We start from the raw sequence: 19,248 nt of genomic DNA, 5'->3' as shown, positions 1-19,248 counted from the left end.
GCATCTCCTTCTACAAAGGTCGGTTACCCGTAATGTAACAGGGCAGTCAGGGCTTCCGGTGAGCCTGGAGGCGTGGCAGAGAAGGGCGTGGTGAACATTACAACGATGATAAAGACGATGAAACAGGCAAATAAAATACAACTTACGGCAAAGCCACGATTGCGTTTTTTGATAAACAGACGAATACCGATCACGAAGAGAAGTACCGTCACCGCGACCAATACAATGGACATTGCGAAATAGGCCACGCCATAAAGTGATTTGAAAAATGCTTCCATGTCTTTTGAACGCTCCTTAGATCCTCATTTTTAGCCAAAACAAGTCATTCTTTAGTAGCATACGACAGATTGAACCGTTTGAAAAGTAAACCGGCGTTTGTCCTGGAATCCGCTTAGCATAGCAGGACATGTTCCACAGAAAAGGGGCCTTTGCCTTGGACAATCATCCAAGAAAACCATGCTTGGAGTGAGTATGTATAAAGAAGGATCATGGTTTGGAGAGAGGAGATCAACCTATGTCGAGACAGTTAGCAAGCAAATGGCGGAAAACTGCTGCACTGATGAAATATCCGGTAGCTGCTGCTCATATCCCGCAAACAAAAGTGTTTAATTCAGGTAACCTGCTGTACATGCTGCAACGTTATGGAATGGTATATATTAAACCCGTTGTTGGAGGCGGTGGGTATGGCGTGATCCGGGTATCCAGCAGCGGCGGGGCTTTTAGATATACACATATGAAAGTTACTCGTTCTTTTGCAAGCTTTACTAAGATGTATCGCTCCCTTGTAAGGGTAAAGGCCAAGCGAAGATATATCATTCAACAAGGAATTCATCTCGCAACCATTCATGGAAGACCTGTGGATTACAGAGTTAAGGTAGTGAAGACGGGACAGGGCTGGGTATTTCGTTCTTTGGTTGGAAGACTTGCACGTCCAGGTCTGTGTGTAACGAATCTGAGTAAGGGGGGAACCATGCTGTCAGGCAAAAGAGCACTTGCCTTATCCCTGCCTCACATTGCTAATCGATACAAGCGGCAGGAGATGCGTTCTTTAACATTGACTTGCACACATATCATGGAAAGTCAGTTCCCTGGCATAGGACAGTTGGGATTTGATTATGGACTGGATCATTCGGGCAGAATATGGATTTTGGAAGTGAATACCAGACCTCAATGAAAATTACTGGAAACGTTAAAGAAAACGGGAGAAAAACCGATAGTATATACAAGAGAAATTGGATGAAAAGCGTTTGAAAATTTTCACTTTTGGGTAATACATTCGGAGCGTTCGTGGAAAATATGAAAATTGCTCTAAATTTTCTTTGAATCCCGAATTTCATAGAGATGTTATCTATCCTGTGTATAATTAATGTCCACATTATCCACTGATATATATTCTATGTTTTTTCCAATTATCAACAAACTATACACAGGATTTCCACACGTCGTTGTGGATAACAAGAACGCTTGTTCTCTTGTCCGATCTCTGATATGATAGTTTTGAGGAAAATAAAGGAAAGGTTGTGGCGGGAAATGGCTATGTTATCCGATGAGATGTTGTTGGATTCCTACCATAAAGCGATCGAATTGGATCTCGAAAGAGATTTCATCGCGCTGCTATTGGCAGAAATCCATAAGCGCAAACTGGGTACTGACGTATCTGCCATACTTCACTAGAGATCCTCATTGCAGGCAATGTTACAGGTTTCCGGACAAGTCCCATAAAGAGACAGGCAGTAGCATACTTGTCTGACAATGGTGACAATACATCAAGTGATTGCAAACGCTCTCGGTTTCGTCTGCCATGTCAGAGGAAGCTTGAAGTTCGTAGGGGCTGTATGGTCCGGTGTAGTCGTCTAATTTGCCGCATTCTGACAGTCCCTGAAAGCAGTGGGGACAAGCCTGCTCCGGTACAACCAGACCGTTACACAGCGGGCATATATAAGACAAGGGTATCCCTCCTGATCATGAAATTGCTCAGGAGTAAGATACCCTTTTTTGTACCATATTATGTGATTTCTTTGAATTAGCGTTTCATATTACTGCTGTGTCCAGGAGACAATTTGGCATCCGGATCAAAGTATACTTTTGCATTATTTACCGCAGTTGGAGCTTCGCCGAAGCCAACAGCAATCAGTTTCAGCTTGCCTGGATACGTCGTAATATCGCCGGCAGCAAAAATACCCGGAATAGACGTTTCCATGCGGGAGTCGACAACGATGGAATTGCTGTCAATTTCGATACCCCATTCAGCAATTGGACCGAGGGAGGATACGAAACCAAAGTTAACAATGACATCATCCACTTCAATTTCCTGTGTTTCTTTCGTCTTAACATGAGCAAGAGTAACCTTGGTAATGGTGTCATCTCCGTGAAGTTCCGTAATTTCAGTCGGTGTCACAACGTTAACTTTGGAGTTCATCAGGTTTTCCACACTGTGCTCATGTGCACGGAATTTGTCCCGGCGGTGAATCAGAGTAACCTGTTCAGCAATCGGCTCAAGCATAAGAGCCCAGTCTACAGCAGAATCTCCCCCGCCGCTAATCAAAACTTTTTTACCGGCAAAAGCGTTTAAATCACTGATGAAGTAATGCAGGTTGGTTTTCTCAAACTTCGCTGCACCTTCGAGTTCAAGGCGACGAGGTTCAAATGCACCAACACCCGCCGTGATAATAACCGCTTTGGCATGATATTCATTCTCATCTGTCTTTACGATGAAATGCTGTTCTTCTTTTTTCTCCACCGATACCACTTTTTCTTCCAAGCGAATGTTCGGGTTAAAGTGGCTCATCTGCTCGATCAGGTTATTCACGAGTTCCTGAGCAGTAACTTTCGGAAAACCGGCTACATCATAAATGTACTTTTCCGGGTAGAGGGCAGCGAGCTGTCCACCAAGCTGTGGCATACTTTCAACCAGTGTAACGGAAGCCTGACGCATACCTCCATAAAATGCAGCGAACAGGCCCGCAGGACCGCCGCCGATAATAAGTAAATCGGTCATTTCATGACCGGACGTCTGTGCAGTCAAAAATCAACAACACCTTTCTTATTTTAATAGGTAGAGAACAGTGATTATTTTTTGCAAATTACGTCACATAATCTGCATGGGTGCCAAACTGTCTTTCCTATTATAAACGGTGTAATCTGGGTTGCAAAGTTAGCTGGATCACTAATCTGAGAATAAATGATGAAGTTCTGGTGAGAATAGGATGAAATTGGAAATGAAAGGCTATGAAAAATAACAAAAAAAACCTTGATCTTTACGAGAAATACAGATATCCTTGACCTGTACTATGTGTTTTTTTGTCAAAATTAGAGTCATAATATCAGGTTAAGAAACAACCTCGTTTTGTGGAAACTTGTGGTTAATTTCACAACTATAATCGTCGATATTATACGTACAGAAGTTAATATACACTTACGAATTTTACATTTGTCGTCATATTGGATAAGACCTGAGCAATACTTGTAAGTAAGAGCATTTTGCATTCCACCTCAATTATCAGGAAGGATGCGAGCGAAACCGGAAGGAGTACAGATATGAGCAGCATTCCCAAAATCGTCATTCTCGGAGCGGGATATGGCGGAATTCTGACAGCGCAGCGGCTGCAGAAGGAACTCAACTATAATGAAGCTGACGTCACATTGGTGAATCGGCATGATTATCACTATATTACAACCCATCTACATATGCCGGCAGCCGGTACGGATAAAATAGAGCATGCGAGAGTTTCTATTTCCAAACTGATCGATGAATTCAAGATTGATCTGGTAAAATCATCCGTGAAGGAGATCCGGCTTCAGGATCGTAAAGTCATTTTGGAGGATGGCACGTTGTCCTATGATTACCTGATTATTGGACTAGGTGGAGAGCCGGAAACTTTTGGTATACCGGGTATGCTGGAACACGCGATGACCATTCGTAGCATCAACTCTGTGAGGCTGATTCGGGAACATATCGAATATCAATTCGCAATGTACAAAAACGACAATAAACGAAACCGTATTCGGTTTGTTGTAGGGGGAGCAGGTTTTAGCGGCGTAGAATTTGTTGCAGAACTTGCTGATCGTATCCCGCAGCTGTGCAAAGAATTTGACGTGGACCCGAAGCATGTACACATCTATAATGTTGAAGCTGCGCCTTCCGCATTGCCGGGGTTCGATCCGGAACTTGTGGAGCATGCGATGAACGTACTGAAGAAAAAAGGGGTTACGTTTAAAATTGGTGTTCCGATCAAGCAATGTCTTCCTGATGGCGTAATCGTTGGTGAAGGCGAGAAAATCGACGCTGCGACAGTCGTATGGACAGGAGGCATTCGAGGGAATTCCTTACTTGAACAGGCGGGGCTTGAAGTGATGCGTGGTCGTGTAAAGGTGGATGAATATTTGCGTGCTCCTGGGCATGAACATGTGTATGTGATCGGAGACAACTCCCTTGTGTTTAACAAGGAGGGCAGACCTTATCCGCCAACAGCACAGATTGCGATGCAGCAAGGTGTGAACTGTGCCAAAAATATTGTCGCAGCCATTCGCAACAAGCAGCCTCAGCCTTTTGAATTCACCAGCAAAGGTACTGTTGCCTCTTTGGGTAAAGGGGAAGCGATTGCTGTCGTTGGGGATAAGAAATACAAGGGCTGGAAGGCAGCACAATTGAAAAAATTAGTGGATATGCGCTATTTGTTTATCATCGGAGGTATTCCGCTGGTCCTGAGGAAAGGACGGTTTTTCGGATGAGACATTGCAGTGTGCAGGTTCGTGGTCTGTTAACCCGTGAGGAACTGGATCGTTACAACGACTTGATGCAGGTCGGCGGGTATCTGGAGGAACAGAATCAATATGACCTGGCCTATATCGTTCAGAAAGAAGTAGATATTCTCATCCTGCCGGCGATTGAACGGCTGAAGGAAAAGAGCCGTGACCGTGATCGTGCAACTGCTGAATTCCTCGAATCTCTGAAAGCAGTTGATGAAGAGGAGCAGGATTGAGACTTCAGTTAGTTGAAAAGAATAGTTTACACTTATACACTTCAATGACAGAATAATCTTTCAATCGCTGTTATCCCCAAATTTTTTGATTCCCTTTTGTTAAAGGGAAAAATTCGGTGATAAAGGCGACCGCTTCGCTTTTCCATTTTATTTCTGTCCTCTCCGTTTTGGTGTAAACAATTAGATTAACTAAAATAAATCTAAATCAAGCTTAAAGTGATATAATTCTTAATCACCAAAAAATCACCGCGGAGCAATACGTCCGGCGGCAATTTTTTGCTGTAACGAAAAAAAATCGTCCAGCCTGCTTCAATAGAAGGCTGGACGATTCTTGCATGTATACAAAATTACAGTTTCAGCATCTCTTCCAGTGTGCTTTCGTTCAGCAAGCTTCCTACATAGAAGGAGCCAAATTCACCGTAGCGTGCACTTACTTCATCAAAGCGCATCTCGTACACGAGTTTTTTGAATTGAAGCGCATCATCAGCGAACAGCGTAACGCCCCATTCCCAATCATCAAATCCGACAGAGCCCGTGATGATCTGTTTCACTTTACCCGCATAACTGCGGCCGATCATGCCGTGACTGCGCATCATGGTGCGGCGCTCGTCCATGGACAACATGTACCAGTTGTCGTTCAACTCACGCTTTTTGTTCATTGGGTAGAAACAAATGTATTGGCGCTGTGGTAAAACCGGTTTAAGACGGGCAATAATCTCCGGATTTTGCATCGGATCTTCGCCCTCTTTGCCAAGATAGTTGCTCAGTTCAACTACACTGACATATGAATAAGCTTTAGTCGTGTATTTGGCAAACGTTGTTTTGTTGAAGGCGTTCTCTACTGCCTTCAGATCTTCCAGCGTTTCGCGCAGATGCATCATCACAAAGTCAGCTTTCTGACCTACGACTGTATAAACTACAGTGCTGCCTTGGGAAGCCTCCTCGACTTTTTTCCAATCATTCCAAAACTCTTGAAGCTCGTCCAGGGCAACAGCACGCTCTTCATCGTCGGCTGCTTTCCAAGCGGTCCAGTTCATCGAGCGAAAATCATGCAGGGCATACCAGCCCTCCAGGGTTGATGCGGCTTCGTTCATGGATATTGTTCCTCCTGCGGATTATATTTCCAAATCCCGGTAAGGGATGGTTTAGTGCTTTATCGTTATATTGTATCCCAATATGAAGCAGGAGGGCAAATGATCTTCTCGTGAAAATCGGTAGATTTGTCCAGAAAGTTCGTTGCTTCGCCACATTTTTTGCGGTAAACTTACTACTATCCAGAAGGGAAAACCGAAAGTGTGAAAGAAGAGGTGAACGTCAGCCGATGCAGTTTATACCTGTGCTTGTATTAATGGTATTATTTTTTGTGATGATGTTTGGTATCGGTTTCATTTTGAATATGCTTATGAAGACCACCTGGTTTCCTTCCTATCTGTTCGTCATCGTTATTTTGCCTGTGGTGGTATATTCCTTATGGGATCATTCATCTACGCTCGTGTCACATCTTGGATCGTTCCAGTTGGTCGATTATATGACAGGGGTTGCAGGCCTCGCGGGTGCGATAATCAGCGGATGGACGATTCAGAAACTGCGTTTAGGCGGATATCGGATGTTCTGATGACTGGAAAGTGAAGGCATCTGCCGCAATAACTTGGAAAAGTCTTTATCTTTGACGCAAACGCTTACGCGTGCAAAGGGAAGGCTTTTTTGTTGTGACGAACGGGGTACGGGAATGTTTGTACGCTTTTTTTCATAAGCATAAGATGAATAGATTTAAACTATTATCGCTTGTAATCTCGCTCTGTAGCTTTTATAGTATTCTAGCGACTCTTTGTCGTTATTCATTTGAAAATTCGCCCAATTCTGCGAAAACGTGAACGATGTCGACCTAGGACGAAACGGAGAGAGAACGGGTTGGTTTTTTACCTGTTTTTGAGCATTTGAGGATCGGACATTTATGATAGAATAGAAAAACAACCTTTGGGGAAGAAGGAGATCAGGCTATGCGCATGAAGAATTTGCATCATTATACGGAACATCATCGCTACTGCGTATACAGGGAGTTTGGATTAAGCGCCCTGGACGACCGCATGCTCACAGGAGCTTACCAGCCTATGGTAGGTGCTTTTGCGGTTGGCTTGTATCGGCTGTTATTTCAGCATCTCCCCGGAGAACAGGTCGGTTATTCCCCACTTGAGCAGCAACGAAGGCTGTTCATGACATTGGGGCTGGAGCCTAGCGAGAAAGGACGTAAATATCTGGTTGAACAGGCGTCCAAGCTGGAGGCAGTAGGTCTTCTCCAGACATCGCGGGTCTATATTCCAGAGAATGATGATTACATCTATGAGTATGAACTGCAGCCGCCGCTCTCGCCAGGAGAGTTTTTCCGCACACAGCATCTGACACTGTTGCTACGGGACAAAATAGGCAAGTTTGCTGTGTTGTCGCTACGAGCTGGCTTTTCGGCAGTTGAAAATGGGGATGCACCTTACGTTGCAGCCAATAAAGAAAATATTTCAGTTCCCTTTTACGATATATTTGAGCTTAACACGCATGTCATTGATTACGAGCTGGAGCAGGCACTCTCCGAAGTATCCACATCGGCACAGCGAACAGGCACGAATGATGCTGTGGAAGAAAATGCACTGAATTATGCGGACATTATTTTACGCTTCCCGCGTGAGTCGGTAAACCGACGTTATGTGGAACAACTTCGTTTTGATCATGAACAGCTCGGGATCGTCAATTTTGTAGTGAACAAGTTTAGTCTTAGCGTGCAAGATGTGTGCCGACTGCTGGACGAGGATGGTGTATTTAGCCCGCAAGGACAGCTATTGCTGGATGATCTTCAACACAAGGCGAGCATGCAATTCAGACAAACGAAGAAACGTCAGGAACAGCAGACAGTGCAAGCCGCCAAGGTGGTTGCTCTTCGCCAGCATATGGAGGAGCCACAGGCATATAATGACTCCGGTGAACCTCCAGTGGAGCATGTTGTTCAGATGGAGTATTATGTCGAGGTGCCACCGCAATTTGCAACCAAGTGTGACATTCATCAATACAATATGATGCTTCGTAACGAGCCGTACACTCGGTTGTTGCAGACATTTTTCCCGGGGGCTGTACCGGATAATCTGGTTGATATTTTCGAAAAAATTGATCTGAGTTACAAGCTACCTGGTGAAGTGATCAACGTATTGATTCATTATCTGATGGCATTGCTTGTATCGGGTGGCGAGCAACGGATTAATCGTAATTTTGTTGAGGCGATTGCCTCCAATATGCTGCTGAAGCAGGTTAATACGTATGAGAAGGCTGTGCAATATATTCGTGATCAGGCGAAGGTCAAAGGTAAGCAGGCTGCAGGAGCAGCTGGAACCCGTACCCGTACATACGGTAAAGGAACCAAAGCCAAACCCGAAATTCCGATTGTACAAGACATAAGCCATGATGGGGATAACGTTTCGGAGGAAGAGTTTGAAGAGATGATGCGATTTGCTCAGGAGATGCAGGCGAGCAAGCAAAAAGGAACGTTATAAAGGAACGTTATAGTTGTACGATACAGGCGGGTCCCTTGGGAGAGGTGACTCGCTTTTTTACTCAATAGGTGTGTGGTGGAGTCCGAAAGCTAGGGACACGAGTCATTCAGAGGGAAGGGGCAGATCCGTTGAACACGAATCAGAAAGCCATCGAATACCTTGAAAATAATGATTATGATGCAGCGTTGGCTTTATTTCAGAAAGCATTGAACGATTCAAGGGACGTTGAGTCCTTGACGAATCTGGCCTGGATTTATTATCACGAAGAGGGGGATATCGAAGCAGCTATTGAATTGGCTCAGGAAGCAGTGGCGTTGAAACCAACCTCTCATTTTCCCTACAGTCTGCTTGGTGAATTACTTGTTCAGATGGAGAGATGGGAAGAAGCCGCGGTTGTACTATCAGACTCTATTGCTGTGGAGCCTTCCAAAGAGGCATACAATAACTTAGCAATTGCCAAATATCATCTCGGAGAGTTGGAACAGGCTTCAGCTTTATTTTTGAAAAGTGCTGGGCCTTCTGATTACGCCATGTATAGTCATGTTCACTGTTTAATTCAGCTGGGACATACCATTGAAGCAAAACACAAACTGGATGCCTTCTTGGAAAGTGATGATGATTTTGTCGGAGAGGTACATGTGGCAGAACTGTACTTGGAGCTTGCTTGTTTTTCCGAAGCGGTGCATTGGTTTGAAAAATCATGGGACACGTATTCTAAATCGCCCGACTGGGTGTGTAGATATATATATGCTCTAGTTCAGACGAATGCAATGGAACGTGCAGTTGAAATTGCAGAAGAATGTATTCGGTTAAAACAAGATGATATTGAGGAAGCACAGGCAGAAGATTGCGATGAGAATTGGACAGAAAGTGATAAAGTGGCATACGTGACTCGCTTGCAAATGGAGAAAAAGGAGTATGAACATATTCTCGAACAGATTGTCTCGGGTTTTGTTCCACCATTTAAATTCACCACATCTTTAAGCTCCAAATGTTATTTATTCGGGTGCTCCAGACATGCACATCCAGAATATAAGGGTTAAATGAATACACGTATAATGTGGAGAGGTTTTTTTTCCAAATGTATCAGTTGAGTTATTGTGTGCTTTTCTATAGAATGAACAGTACAAATGATTGAATATTTGGAGATGAAATTGTCTCATGTTTTCATAAATATTAATACTTTAAAAGGGGGCTTGAAGTCATGGAATCCTTGGGAGGACTGCTTCAGCAGCTGAACCCTTCGTTTCGTGAGCAGTCGCGGCGAATTATGGCGGATTTGTTGGAAGACCCATATGTGCGCGAGTTCCGCGCAGGTCATCCTGAACTGAAAGATACACAGCTCATGCCTGATCTGAGCAAGTTGTTTCAGTATGCTAAAGATTCGAAGAACTGCGCGAATTGTCCGGGACTCGACAACTGTCCCAACGATTTTCAGGGTCATTTCTGCAAACTGGAAGTAGAGAACTTCAACGGTAAACCCGAAATTATAGATATCAAAGCACCTTGCTCCAAACAGATCGCCCGGCAAAATGAACATATCATCAAACAGCGGATTCGCAGTTTTTATGTGGATGAGCGTGCTCTAAGCGCTGGATATAATGATGTGGAAATTATGGGCAAAGATCGCATGCGTGCGCCAGCGGTGAACCGTGTGCTTCGTTATATTAGCGAGACCAAGGACAATGGACTTTCGACGAAAGGGTTGTATCTGGAAGGTTCGTTTGGAACCGGCAAAACGTTTCTGATGTGTTATCTGCTACATGAACTCGCGGTTGCGGGTCATACAGGTGTCATTATTTATATGCCTGACTTCGTGGAGGATTTGAAATCCATGATCAGTGAAGGACAGAAGCTCAAGGAAATGACGGATGTTCTGAAAAGCTGTGATCTGCTCATCTTTGATGACATTGGTGCAGAGAACCTGAACCCATGGGTACGGGATCATGTGATGGGCTCTATTCTTAACTATAGAATGAATCGCAAGCCAACGTTCTATACGTCCAATTACAACCTGGAAGGGCTTGAGAAACACTTGAGCTTTACGAACCGGGATGGCGAGGAATCGAACAAAGGTCAACGTTTGATGGATCGAATTCGTCCATTTGTGGATGTTATTCAGGTTCGGGGCGAGAATCAACGAGGGAAGAGCTAAGATATAGATGAACCAAAAAAAGCCTGGCTTTCGCAATAATGCGAGAACCGGGCTTTTCTGGTCTGCGGGAGCCTGAAACTGATTTGAATATCCTATTCGGTCAGGAATTTAAAAATTACCATACCAAAAAAGATAACAGTCATCAGGCCGCCCATGCCGACAACGCCCATAATCAGATCAAAGAGATCGCTACGCGGCTCCTCGTTCACATGTTCACGCGGGTCGGTCATCCGAATATTAGCGTCCATTGTGTTGCCTCCTTTGAGGATTGACAGCTTGGCCTGCAAGCAGGGCTACAATCCGGAGTAATTTTAGTATACTTGGAAAAGAAAGCGTTTGTAAAGATTTTGCAGACGACTGGCTTCACCTGTAATTGTGAAGATTTCATGTTGGGAAGATGAACATTATCTGTTCATTTCACATGTCTAACGCACATGTGTTATACTGGAAGTGTCGTTCACGACGTTACAGGTTAAAATAAAACCGTAAGTATATATAAGGAGGACAATTTCATGGCTATTGTTAACGTATCCGATCAATCCTTTAACACGGAAGTCGAAGGAGAAGGAACGGTTCTGGTTGATTTCTGGGCGCCTTGGTGTGGTCCTTGCAAGATGCTCGCTCCAATCCTGGAAGAGCTGTCCACAGAAGTTGGCGATTCCGTAAAAATTGCTAAAGTAAATGTGGATGAGAATCCAGAATCTGCTTCCCGCTTTGGCGTAATGAGCATTCCAACACTGATCTTCTTCAAAGATGGTCAACCGGTTGATAAAGTGGTTGGTCTGAACTCTAAAGAAGCTCTCAAAGGAATCATCGAAAAACATCAATAAGCAGCAAGTCACAACATAATTAAGTGCAGGCTGACACATCGCCTCCGGTTTACATGCCGGGGGCGTTTTGCGTCGATAAGTGATATGTAGGACAATATAAAAGTAATATATAAATGATGTGATAAATGATTTATATTATATAATTGAATATAAAATGAAACTGGAAATTTACATGATTAACGGAGAGGACAGAAAAGAACTGGAGAAGCGAAGCTAAAAGCTTTCTGAAAGAAAGCTACATCGGAAGCATCTACTGTAGCCTTTATCACCGGATTTTCCCTTTTAAAAAGGGAATCAAAAAAATCTGGGGATAACAGCGATTAAAGGTTGTTCTGTCATTGGAGTGGTCGGTGTGAATTTTTTGTGTAACCATGACTTTTACTTTTTTCGGAAGGGAGGACCCACCGAATTATGGATCCATTTATGCAGGAGTTAGACGCACAGGAGAAGGCACTGGAGCAGATTCGTCACAAGCTTGCATTGCTTCCAGACCTGCCGGGCTGTTATTTGATGAAAAACAGTGAAGGCACCATTATTTACGTTGGTAAAGCGAAAGTGCTCAAAAACCGCGTGCGCTCATATTTTATTGGCAGTCATAACGGAAAGACACAGCGTCTTGTATCCGAAATCCGTGATTTTGAATACATCGTGACAGGTAGCAACATGGAAGCACTCATTCTGGAGTGTAACCTGATCAAAAAACATATGCCCCGTTACAATGTATTGCTTAAAGACGATAAAACGTTTCCTTATCTTAAAATAACGAATGAAAAGCATCCGCGGCTCGAAGTGACCCGCCGTGTGCTGAAAGATAAAGCCAAATACTTCGGACCGTATCCGAACTCGTATGCGGCACACCAAACGAAAAAACTGTTGGATCGGATGTATCCGCTCCGCAAATGTGGTGTAATGCCGAAGGAAGTTTGCCTGTATTACCATATGGGCCAATGCCTTGCCCCTTGTGTGAAGGAAGTTGGCAAAGAGCAGTATGACGAGATTTCGCAGGAGATCGGATCATTTCTGAGCGGCGGGCATGAGGAGATTAAAAAGGACTTGCAGCGTAAAATGCAGGAAGCCGCTGAAGATTTGTATTTTGAACGTGCCAAAGAGCTGCGTGATCAGGTGATTGCGATTGATGCGATCATGGAAAAACAGAAAATTACGATGGCGGATGCCAGAGACCGTGACGTCTTTGGATTTGCGATTGATAAAGGCTGGATGTGTGTCCAGATTCTATATATGCGTCAGGGGAAAATGATTGAACGCCATGTATCCACCTTCCCGTTCTACGGTGAGGCTTACAATGATTTCATGTCCTATGTAACCCAGTATTATAGTGATAACCCGGCTTTGCCACAGGAAATTTTGCTACCGGAGATGCCGAAAGAACTGCTCTCTGGGCAAGAAACAAGCGATCCCGCAAAAGTGGATCATGCGAATATATCCGAGGATAAACATTCTGAGGGAACGGTTGAATCCACGCAAGAGGAATTACAAGTCGGGATGAATCAGACCGCTGCTTCGAAGCCAGTTGTTGCCGAGACACTTGCAGCTTATGGGGCGGAGGTAACCGAGGAAGAAGAGAGCAATGCTACCGGATTGCAGGAAACATCCAATGCCAAACTGCCATCCGAGATGGAGGACCCGTCGCAGATGGCTGCTTCTCTGCAAGAATGGTTGGACATTAAAGTGCATATCCCGCAACGCGGACTGAAACGCCAGATGATCACGATGGCACTCGACAATGCACGGGTGGCATTGGAGGAGAAGTTCCGCCTCATTGAACGTAATGAAGAGCGAACATCTAAGGCTTCCGAGGGATTGGGGCGCTGGATCGGTCTGGAGCAGTTAAGAAGAATCGAAGCTTTCGATAACTCGAACATTCAGGGTACGAATCCGGTGTCTGCCATGATTGTATTTACCGACGGTAAACCGGACAAGAAGGAATATCGTAAATATAAAGTGCGCTCTGTCGAGGGGCCGGATGATTATGAAACGATGCGTGAAGTTATCCGTCGCCGTTATGAGCGAGTGCTTAAGGAAAACTTGACCCAGCCTGACTTGATTGTAGTCGATGGAGGTAAAGGACAGATTTCCGCAGCTGTAGACGTGCTTGAGAACGAGCTTGGGCTATTCATTCCGGTGTGTGGATTGGTGAAGGATGCCAAACACAAAACATCACAGCTGATGATTGGTAATCCGCCAGAGGTGATTGCCCTGCCGCGGGACAGTCAGGAGTTTTATCTGTTACAGCGGATTCAAGAAGAGGTTCACCGATTTGCCATCTCATTTCACCGTGAGCAGCGCGGCAAATCGATGGTTACGTCTAGACTCGATGCCATTCCAGGCATCGGGGAGAAGCGGCGTAAGTTGCTATTGAAGCATTTTGGCTCTTTACGCAAAATAAAAGAGGCCAGCGTCGAAGACTTCCGGCCTCTATCTATTGGAGATAAACTAGCTACTCAGATTATTGCAGCACTTCGTGATGAGGAGTCGTGACATACGGCTTCTCTTTTTGTTTTGGATTGAAACGATAGACCACGTATCCAACAATAGCAGGCAATACAATCCAAAAGATTCCGGCACCCATGTTCAGGGCGTCTCCCATGAAAATCAAGCTGAGCCCCATCAATAGGCTGTCAAAGATGACATGTGCAAAAACAACAGCAATGAAGCCGTGACGCAACATAACTAGGCTGAACAACAGTCCAATGACAGTCAGTTCGATCGGTCGTGTAATGACTGGATAGATTGGATATAAGGTGTGTCCAAGTGCCCAAATAATTGTAGGGATCAGACAGGCGATAAACGTGTTACGCACAACTTTTTGCATCATGCGGATACCGAACAGTCGATATACGGCCTCTTCCCCGATTCCAGCCATCCAAGCCATAATCGGAAAGATCCAGGCATACGTCATGTTATATGTCGATTGATCTGCTGAGGTGGTGGACCATGTGCCGATGCTACGTTCAAGAATAAAGAATAGAACGGATTGTACACCTAGCAGAATGAATGCCCATAGATAACCCGTGTACATACTCTGCAACACATATTTGCCGTAACCCGGCTCCTTGGCACGAGGCCATGGATTAAATCCGATTTTGCGCCACATGCCGTCACCAGCGACAAGCGATAGATAGATCGTAGCACTCATCACGATGGTTATGCCGGTCTGAATGAGCATAAGGAACACTAACATGAAGCTTGAAAGTCCTTGTGCCTGGAAGAGAGGCAACATGTTCAGTGTACCAATCATAGAAGCAGCAAAGTACACCAGTGACAATACGACGCCTCGTTTGAACGATGTATTTGCACGAGCCAGAATGCTATAAATAATGGCAAGCACACCAAGAACAAACGTCAGAAAAGCGTAACCACCGTAAGTTAACCAATTGGCTAATTGGGTCTGGTCTTTAACATAATCCGTGTGGGATTTCGGTACGGAGAACTCCGGATCGAACGAACGGACAGCCCCATTTTCAAATGTAAAATTCAATTCTAGCTTGGAGTTGCCAATCGTTTTACTTGCATCCGTGTACTTCAGACCCGGCTCGCCATCTCGTGTATCCAGTTGAAGTGTTGGGATGTCATATCCGAATTCTTTCAAAACTCCAGCCGCGAGTTTTTCTTTTTCGTTCAATGGTATATTGCCTTCTGCAAGCGACTCTGAAGTTCTTCTGATGCCCTGTTCTTGCTCTGATTCAACGGCTGTATACAGGGAGGAAGGCAATATCCGCTTGAAGGCAACTACCTTGCCTGTTTTCATATGTACGTCAACGTTAAGGTAACCCCTACTGTCCTGATCAAGCAAACGCACTCGATATACATCGTAAGGATAGGTTGTTTCCCATTTTTTATTGTACGTGGCAAGCTGTTTCGTCTTTGCCATATAACCGTAAATATCGGAATGGGTCTGATACGTTACTAGGGGTTTACTGGCATTGCCTTGGAGCGTATAGTCATCAACGGAAGCCGCGAATGAACGTGCAGATTGGATCGCTTGATCCTTGCTAATGAAGGATGTTGACGAAATTTCTGTCGTTTGTGATGAAGTCGCAGGAAAGATCTGAAAGACAAAAAATAAAATCAGGCCGATCACCGCAAGCAACCCCAAACGTTTGAAGTTAGCCTTAAGCTGTAAAGGCTGCCCTAAGGGATTCATGGAATGGTGTTCCTCCTTTTTTCAATTACATCGTACTGTAAAGATAGCACAGGGCATGTCCTCAATGCCAATGACAGGGCGAAAACAGGTGTAAATCTTTGAAAACGAATGAAAATGATCGAAAAAATCCGATCATGCTGTCCGGGCTTGAACTTTTTTCCCGTTTTGAACGAATTCGAAGTTATTTACCCAAAAATCGTTTTGTGCGCATTCGTTGCAGCGCTTATAATTTTGAAGCAAATATGCAAAAATCCGCATGTCTCGGGTCTAACAAGGGAACGAATAGAACGGAAAGAGCTAATAAAGATAACGAGTGGACATCCAGAGTAGGCATCCTGTAAAAGAGTATACTAACTCTAGTTGGATGCATATCAACTCCAATTATATGATGTTTTTTTATGAATCATACATGAGCTCCACAGGGTGGAGTTATTTTCTTTTTTAGCAGAGGTGGATGATACTGAAGTGAAAGCAAATGTTCAATGGATGCGATTATCGCCGCCCCGTATTCTGGTGTTAGGTTTTGCTGGCATTATTCTGCTGGGTACACTGCTGTTGATGCTTCCGGCATCCAGCCGAAGCGGCGACAGCCTGGCCTTTATCGATGCACTTTTCACAGCAACTTCGGCTGTGTGTGTGACAGGGCTCGTTGTTGTGGATACAGGAACCTATTTTTCAGTGCTGGGTCAGGTGATTATTGCGATTCTGATTCAGATCGGCGGTCTCGGTTTTATGACGATGTCTACGCTGGTTGCGATTGCGTTCAAACGGAAAATATCGCTCAAGGAGCGATTGATCTTACAAGAGGCAATGAATCAGAGCACAATGGAAGGCATTGTGAGGCTGATTCGCAAAGTCGTGATTTATTCGCTTATTCTGGAGGGGATTTGCGGTACATTGTTTACACTGCGCTGGTCATTTGATATGCCGATCGGGCAGGCCATGTATTACGGTTACTGGCACGCCATCTCTATGTTTAACAATGCCGGGTTTGATATGTTTGGTCATTTTAGCAGTCTAACGGGCTATGTCTACGATCCGCTTGTTAATTTTACCGCCATGTTTCTGATTGTTTCGGGTGGGATCGGTTTTGTGGTGTTGTCCGATTTGGTGGAATATCATAAAACGAGGAAGCTATCCTTACATTCCAAAGTTGTTTTGCTGATGACGGCCTTATTGATTATGTTTGGTGCGCTGGTCATTTTTGTATTCGAGTTCAGCAACCCACGAACGCTAGGTGGTCTGAACTGGGGCGGCAAGTTGCTCGGCTCGTTCTTCCAATCGGTAACACCGCGTACAGCCGGGGCCAACACGGTCGATATTGCCGGACTGCGGCAGGCCACGCAATTTTTCATGATTATATTGATGTTTATCGGTGCATCACCGGGGTCAACCGGGGGCGGCATCAAAACAACAACGTTTCTGATTATGGCCGGGGCAGTCATTGCCATGATGCGCGGTCGGGAGGATATCGTCTTTTTCCGTTATCGGCTTGTGCAGGAACGTATTTTCAAAGCACTCACCATCACGCTACTGGCGCTGTTGTTCATTATTACGGTGACGATGGTGCTGAGTACGACAGAAGACAGTAATTTTTTAATGATATTATTTGAAACGACATCTGCTTTTGGTACGGTAGGGCTCTCTCTTGGCCTGACGCTTAAACTCACCACATTTGGCAAGTTAATGATCTGTTTTACCATGTTTGCAGGACGGCTTGGACCAATTACACTTGCGTATGCACTGGGGCAGAAAAAGGGTAAGGATTTATACAGGTATCCGGAAGGCAAAATGATAATTGGTTAGTAATTATTAGGATAGAGGGGTTCGTGAAGAACGATGAAAAAACAGCAGTTTGCGGTCATTGGACTTGGGCGGTTTGGCTCCAGTCTGGCACAGGAATTAATGGAACTAGGTTATGAGGTGCTTGGCATTGATAAAAATGAGGAACTTGTCGAAGACATGAGTGACCTGGTCACTCACGCTGTCGTGGCGGACGCTACGGATGAAGAGGTGCTACGCTCCCTCGGCATTCGTAATTTTGACTGCGGCATCGTTGCTATTGGCGACGATATTCAGACGAGTATCCTCACTGCCATTCTGCTCAAAGAGCTGGGAGTCAAAACGGTTGTAGCCAAAGCTATATCGGTTCTTCACGGACGAGCACTTGATAAGCTGGGCATTGACCGTGTCGTTTACCCTGAACGGGATATGGGCATCCGGGTCGCTCACCAACTGGTTACACCAAACCTGCTGGATTACATCGAATTGTCCAATGATTACAGTATTGTAGAGATGAAGGTACCTTCCTGTCTCCACAATAAAACACTCGCTAGCTTGAATGCGCGTGTACGCTTTAACTGTAGCATTGTAGCCCTGCAAAAAGAAGCCGGGGTGATTATTGCCCCGACGGCGATGGATTCCCTGCAAATGGGGGATATTATGGTCATTATCGGCAATAATGGTGATATCGACCGATTTGAAGAAGAAGTTATTAGTCAAGAGAGCTGAGCAGTAAGCTGCTTCTTCTGGATTATATCAAGGCGTTGTTGTCCTTCGTGAGGGCAATGACGCCTTTGCTGTAAAAAATGCAGCAGTCTCCCTGACCCATTGTCTGGCGGTTTCGCTGAGGTTTTCTTTTTCCCCATAGATCATGCAAGTTGTTCTTCGGGTCTGTTTCAACTGAGGTAAATGCACGGCAACGAGATCGTTATCTGCCAGCAGCTGTGGACGAAGATAAGATTTGGGAAGAAGGGCAGCGGCTTTACAGGTCGGCAGAAGACGGATAATGGCTTCGAATGAATCAATCTCCATGCGAATGTCAGGCATTACGGTGCAACGCTGGAACAGATCGTCTGTCAGTTTACGGTACCATGTTCCTTTGGAGAACGTAATCATCGGCAGATCCTGCAGATGCTCCATACCTGCTTCCTTGCCCGCAAGCGGGTGCGTTAGCGGCACAACCAGCTCCAGGTGATCGTCAAATAGTGGAACACAGTTTAGTCCCGTTTCGCTAATGGACGAGGCTACAATGCCAACATCGGCTTTTTTATCACGAACAAAAGAAACGATCTCATGGGTTTTGCCTGTTAGCAGCTTTAATTCTGCATGAGGATGCTTCTCCATAAAAGCGTTGACGAGTGGAGGTAAGGTGGTCTGAAGTGTCGTCAAACTCGCTCCTAACGTAATAATGCTCTGTTCTTCGTCCTTGTATTGAGATAACATGGTGAGAAATTTCTGTTGCTGTTGTTTCTGCTCGACGGCGAAGGTGTAAGCTAGTTGGCCTACGCTGGTTAATTCCAATCGTTTGCCGCGGCGATGAAAGAGGGATACGCCCAGTTCATCTTCCAGCTTGGAGATTTTACGAGAGAGTGCAGGCTGAGACAGATTCAGTAGCTTGGATGCACGGTTTAGACTGGATTGCTCTACAACCGCTGCGAATGCGTTTAATTCTTCGAACATGAACACAAACCTCTCTTCATTATGAGTGTGATTCTTGCCCTTGATTAATTGTTTGCCTTATTGTATGGCGTTTAGTCTCGTTGTTTGAATGGTTATATAGGTTAGGAAAATCATAGTT

20 protein-coding genes are annotated in these 19,248 nt (G+C 44.8%); 13 read left to right on the top strand and 7 right to left on the bottom strand.

Features of this window, described 5'->3' with window-relative positions; translation table 11 throughout:
- Positions 1 to 23: 23 nt before the first annotated feature.
- Positions 24 to 278 carry a hypothetical protein gene (locus ACT89M_RS23160; RefSeq protein WP_308723071.1) on the bottom strand — a complete coding sequence of 85 codons (255 nt, stop codon included), beginning with the start codon at positions 276 to 278 and terminating at the stop codon, positions 24 to 26.
- A 236-nt stretch (positions 279 to 514) separates the two neighbouring features.
- On the opposite strand from ACT89M_RS23160, the gene ACT89M_RS23155 reads away from it, so the two are divergent.
- Together ACT89M_RS23155 and sda are read left to right on the top strand one after the other, a co-directional pair.
- A complete protein-coding gene (locus ACT89M_RS23155) occupies positions 515 to 1,174 on the top strand; it encodes a YheC/YheD family protein (RefSeq protein ID WP_308723072.1) in 660 nt (219 codons plus the stop codon).
- A 356-nt stretch (positions 1,175 to 1,530) separates the two neighbouring features.
- On the top strand, positions 1,531 to 1,674 hold the full coding sequence (gene sda / locus ACT89M_RS23150) for a sporulation histidine kinase inhibitor Sda (protein WP_024632651.1): 144 nt from the start codon (positions 1,531 to 1,533) through the stop codon (positions 1,672 to 1,674).
- Between the two features lie 21 nt (positions 1,675 to 1,695).
- On the opposite strand, the gene ACT89M_RS23145 is transcribed toward sda, so the two are convergent.
- On the bottom strand, positions 1,696 to 1,947 hold the full coding sequence (locus ACT89M_RS23145; protein ID WP_139168882.1) for a hypothetical protein: 252 nt from the start codon (positions 1,945 to 1,947) through the stop codon (positions 1,696 to 1,698).
- Between the two features lie 76 nt (positions 1,948 to 2,023).
- On the bottom strand, positions 2,024 to 3,025 hold the full coding sequence (locus ACT89M_RS23140) for an NAD(P)/FAD-dependent oxidoreductase (RefSeq protein ID WP_090919501.1): 1,002 nt from the start codon (positions 3,023 to 3,025) through the stop codon (positions 2,024 to 2,026).
- Between the two features lie 512 nt (positions 3,026 to 3,537).
- Here ACT89M_RS23140 and ACT89M_RS23135 point away from each other — a divergent pair.
- Positions 3,538 to 4,731: an NAD(P)/FAD-dependent oxidoreductase gene (locus ACT89M_RS23135; RefSeq protein WP_154891059.1), complete on the top strand. Its 1,194-nt coding sequence runs from the start codon at positions 3,538 to 3,540 to the stop codon at positions 4,729 to 4,731.
- On the top strand, positions 4,728 to 4,982 hold the full coding sequence (locus tag ACT89M_RS23130) for a hypothetical protein (protein WP_090919495.1): 255 nt from the start codon (positions 4,728 to 4,730) through the stop codon (positions 4,980 to 4,982). The genes ACT89M_RS23135 and ACT89M_RS23130 overlap by 4 nt, the downstream gene beginning before the upstream one ends.
- A gap of 347 nt (positions 4,983 to 5,329) precedes the next feature.
- Here ACT89M_RS23130 and hemQ read toward each other — a convergent pair whose 3' ends face one another.
- On the bottom strand, positions 5,330 to 6,076 hold the full coding sequence (hemQ, locus tag ACT89M_RS23125; protein WP_090919493.1) for a hydrogen peroxide-dependent heme synthase: 747 nt from the start codon (positions 6,074 to 6,076) through the stop codon (positions 5,330 to 5,332).
- 227 nt (positions 6,077 to 6,303) lie between these two features.
- Here hemQ and ACT89M_RS23120 point away from each other — a divergent pair, with 227 nt between their 5' ends.
- The 4 genes from ACT89M_RS23120 (at position 6,304) to dnaI (ending at position 10,673) form a co-directional block, all read left to right on the top strand.
- Positions 6,304 to 6,597 carry a YuiB family protein gene (locus ACT89M_RS23120; protein WP_090919489.1) on the top strand — a complete coding sequence of 98 codons (294 nt, stop codon included), beginning with the start codon at positions 6,304 to 6,306 and terminating at the stop codon, positions 6,595 to 6,597.
- Positions 6,598 to 6,982: 385 nt separating this feature from the next.
- On the top strand, positions 6,983 to 8,518 hold the full coding sequence (locus ACT89M_RS23115; RefSeq protein WP_090919486.1) for a replication initiation and membrane attachment family protein: 1,536 nt from the start codon (positions 6,983 to 6,985) through the stop codon (positions 8,516 to 8,518).
- A 128-nt stretch (positions 8,519 to 8,646) separates the two neighbouring features.
- Entirely contained in the window at positions 8,647 to 9,561 is a 915-nt protein-coding gene (locus ACT89M_RS23110) for a tetratricopeptide repeat protein (protein ID WP_308723073.1), read from the top strand.
- Positions 9,562 to 9,722: 161 nt separating this feature from the next.
- Positions 9,723 to 10,673: a primosomal protein DnaI gene (gene dnaI / locus ACT89M_RS23105; RefSeq protein WP_308723074.1), complete on the top strand. Its 951-nt coding sequence runs from the start codon at positions 9,723 to 9,725 to the stop codon at positions 10,671 to 10,673.
- Between the two features lie 92 nt (positions 10,674 to 10,765).
- On the opposite strand, the gene ACT89M_RS23100 is transcribed toward dnaI, so the two are convergent.
- Positions 10,766 to 10,921 (bottom strand): YqzM family protein, encoded by a 156-nt coding sequence (locus tag ACT89M_RS23100; RefSeq protein ID WP_090919461.1) that lies wholly within the window; start codon positions 10,919 to 10,921, stop codon positions 10,766 to 10,768.
- Between the two features lie 264 nt (positions 10,922 to 11,185).
- Here ACT89M_RS23100 and trxA point away from each other — a divergent pair, with 264 nt between their 5' ends.
- Positions 11,186 to 11,503 (top strand): thioredoxin, encoded by a 318-nt coding sequence (gene trxA, locus ACT89M_RS23095; RefSeq protein ID WP_090919457.1) that lies wholly within the window; start codon positions 11,186 to 11,188, stop codon positions 11,501 to 11,503.
- A 411-nt stretch (positions 11,504 to 11,914) separates the two neighbouring features.
- Positions 11,915 to 14,002, top strand: coding sequence for an excinuclease ABC subunit UvrC (uvrC, locus tag ACT89M_RS23090; RefSeq protein ID WP_308723075.1), 2,088 nt, complete (start codon positions 11,915 to 11,917; stop codon positions 14,000 to 14,002).
- Here the strand turns inward: uvrC and ACT89M_RS23085 are convergent.
- Positions 13,971 to 15,668, bottom strand: a complete 1,698-nt coding sequence (locus tag ACT89M_RS23085; protein WP_308723076.1) for a CPBP family intramembrane glutamic endopeptidase — start codon at positions 15,666 to 15,668, stop codon at positions 13,971 to 13,973. The two genes, uvrC and ACT89M_RS23085, sit on opposite strands and share 32 nt — an antisense overlap.
- Positions 15,669 to 15,766: 98 nt before the next feature.
- Between ACT89M_RS23085 and ACT89M_RS23080 the strand changes: the two genes are divergently transcribed.
- From ACT89M_RS23080 to ACT89M_RS23070, 3 genes are all read left to right on the top strand, one after another.
- Complete coding sequence (locus ACT89M_RS23080; RefSeq protein ID WP_308723077.1) at positions 15,767 to 16,009, top strand: hypothetical protein; 243 nt, start codon at positions 15,767 to 15,769, stop codon at positions 16,007 to 16,009.
- A gap of 145 nt (positions 16,010 to 16,154) precedes the next feature.
- On the top strand, positions 16,155 to 17,474 hold the full coding sequence (locus ACT89M_RS23075) for a TrkH family potassium uptake protein (RefSeq protein ID WP_373323279.1): 1,320 nt from the start codon (positions 16,155 to 16,157) through the stop codon (positions 17,472 to 17,474).
- Positions 17,475 to 17,507: 33 nt separating this feature from the next.
- Positions 17,508 to 18,179 carry a potassium channel family protein gene (locus ACT89M_RS23070; RefSeq protein ID WP_154891052.1) on the top strand — a complete coding sequence of 224 codons (672 nt, stop codon included), beginning with the start codon at positions 17,508 to 17,510 and terminating at the stop codon, positions 18,177 to 18,179.
- 27 nt (positions 18,180 to 18,206) lie between these two features.
- Here ACT89M_RS23070 and ACT89M_RS23065 read toward each other — a convergent pair whose 3' ends face one another.
- Positions 18,207 to 19,130, bottom strand: coding sequence for a LysR family transcriptional regulator (locus ACT89M_RS23065; protein ID WP_154891051.1), 924 nt, complete (start codon positions 19,128 to 19,130; stop codon positions 18,207 to 18,209).
- Positions 19,131 to 19,248 lie beyond the last annotated feature (118 nt).

It is taken from the genome of Paenibacillus sp. NN59 (genome assembly GCF_057597225.1).
Note: the sequence above shows the minus strand (reverse complement) of the source record. Positions and strands in the feature narration are given on the sequence as shown.

Coding starts and splice junctions, on each gene's coding strand:
- ACT89M_RS23075 (WP_373323279.1), top strand. CDS start 16,155: ATGCGATTATCGCCGCCCCGTATTCTGGTGTTAGGTTTTGCTGGCATT.
- hemQ (WP_090919493.1), bottom strand. CDS start 6,076: ATGAACGAAGCCGCATCAACCCTGGAGGGCTGGTATGCCCTGCATGAT.
- ACT89M_RS23160 (WP_308723071.1), bottom strand. CDS start 278: ATGGAAGCATTTTTCAAATCACTTTATGGCGTGGCCTATTTCGCAATG.
- ACT89M_RS23085 (WP_308723076.1), bottom strand. CDS start 15,668: ATGAATCCCTTAGGGCAGCCTTTACAGCTTAAGGCTAACTTCAAACGT.
- ACT89M_RS23100 (WP_090919461.1), bottom strand. CDS start 10,921: ATGGACGCTAATATTCGGATGACCGACCCGCGTGAACATGTGAACGAG.
- ACT89M_RS23135 (WP_154891059.1), top strand. CDS start 3,538: ATGAGCAGCATTCCCAAAATCGTCATTCTCGGAGCGGGATATGGCGGA.
- ACT89M_RS23120 (WP_090919489.1), top strand. CDS start 6,304: ATGCAGTTTATACCTGTGCTTGTATTAATGGTATTATTTTTTGTGATG.
- ACT89M_RS23130 (WP_090919495.1), top strand. CDS start 4,728: ATGAGACATTGCAGTGTGCAGGTTCGTGGTCTGTTAACCCGTGAGGAA.
- sda (WP_024632651.1), top strand. CDS start 1,531: ATGGCTATGTTATCCGATGAGATGTTGTTGGATTCCTACCATAAAGCG.
- ACT89M_RS23070 (WP_154891052.1), top strand. CDS start 17,508: ATGAAAAAACAGCAGTTTGCGGTCATTGGACTTGGGCGGTTTGGCTCC.
- ACT89M_RS23115 (WP_090919486.1), top strand. CDS start 6,983: ATGCGCATGAAGAATTTGCATCATTATACGGAACATCATCGCTACTGC.
- trxA (WP_090919457.1), top strand. CDS start 11,186: ATGGCTATTGTTAACGTATCCGATCAATCCTTTAACACGGAAGTCGAA.
- ACT89M_RS23155 (WP_308723072.1), top strand. CDS start 515: ATGTCGAGACAGTTAGCAAGCAAATGGCGGAAAACTGCTGCACTGATG.
- uvrC (WP_308723075.1), top strand. CDS start 11,915: ATGGATCCATTTATGCAGGAGTTAGACGCACAGGAGAAGGCACTGGAG.
- ACT89M_RS23065 (WP_154891051.1), bottom strand. CDS start 19,130: ATGTTCGAAGAATTAAACGCATTCGCAGCGGTTGTAGAGCAATCCAGT.
- dnaI (WP_308723074.1), top strand. CDS start 9,723: ATGGAATCCTTGGGAGGACTGCTTCAGCAGCTGAACCCTTCGTTTCGT.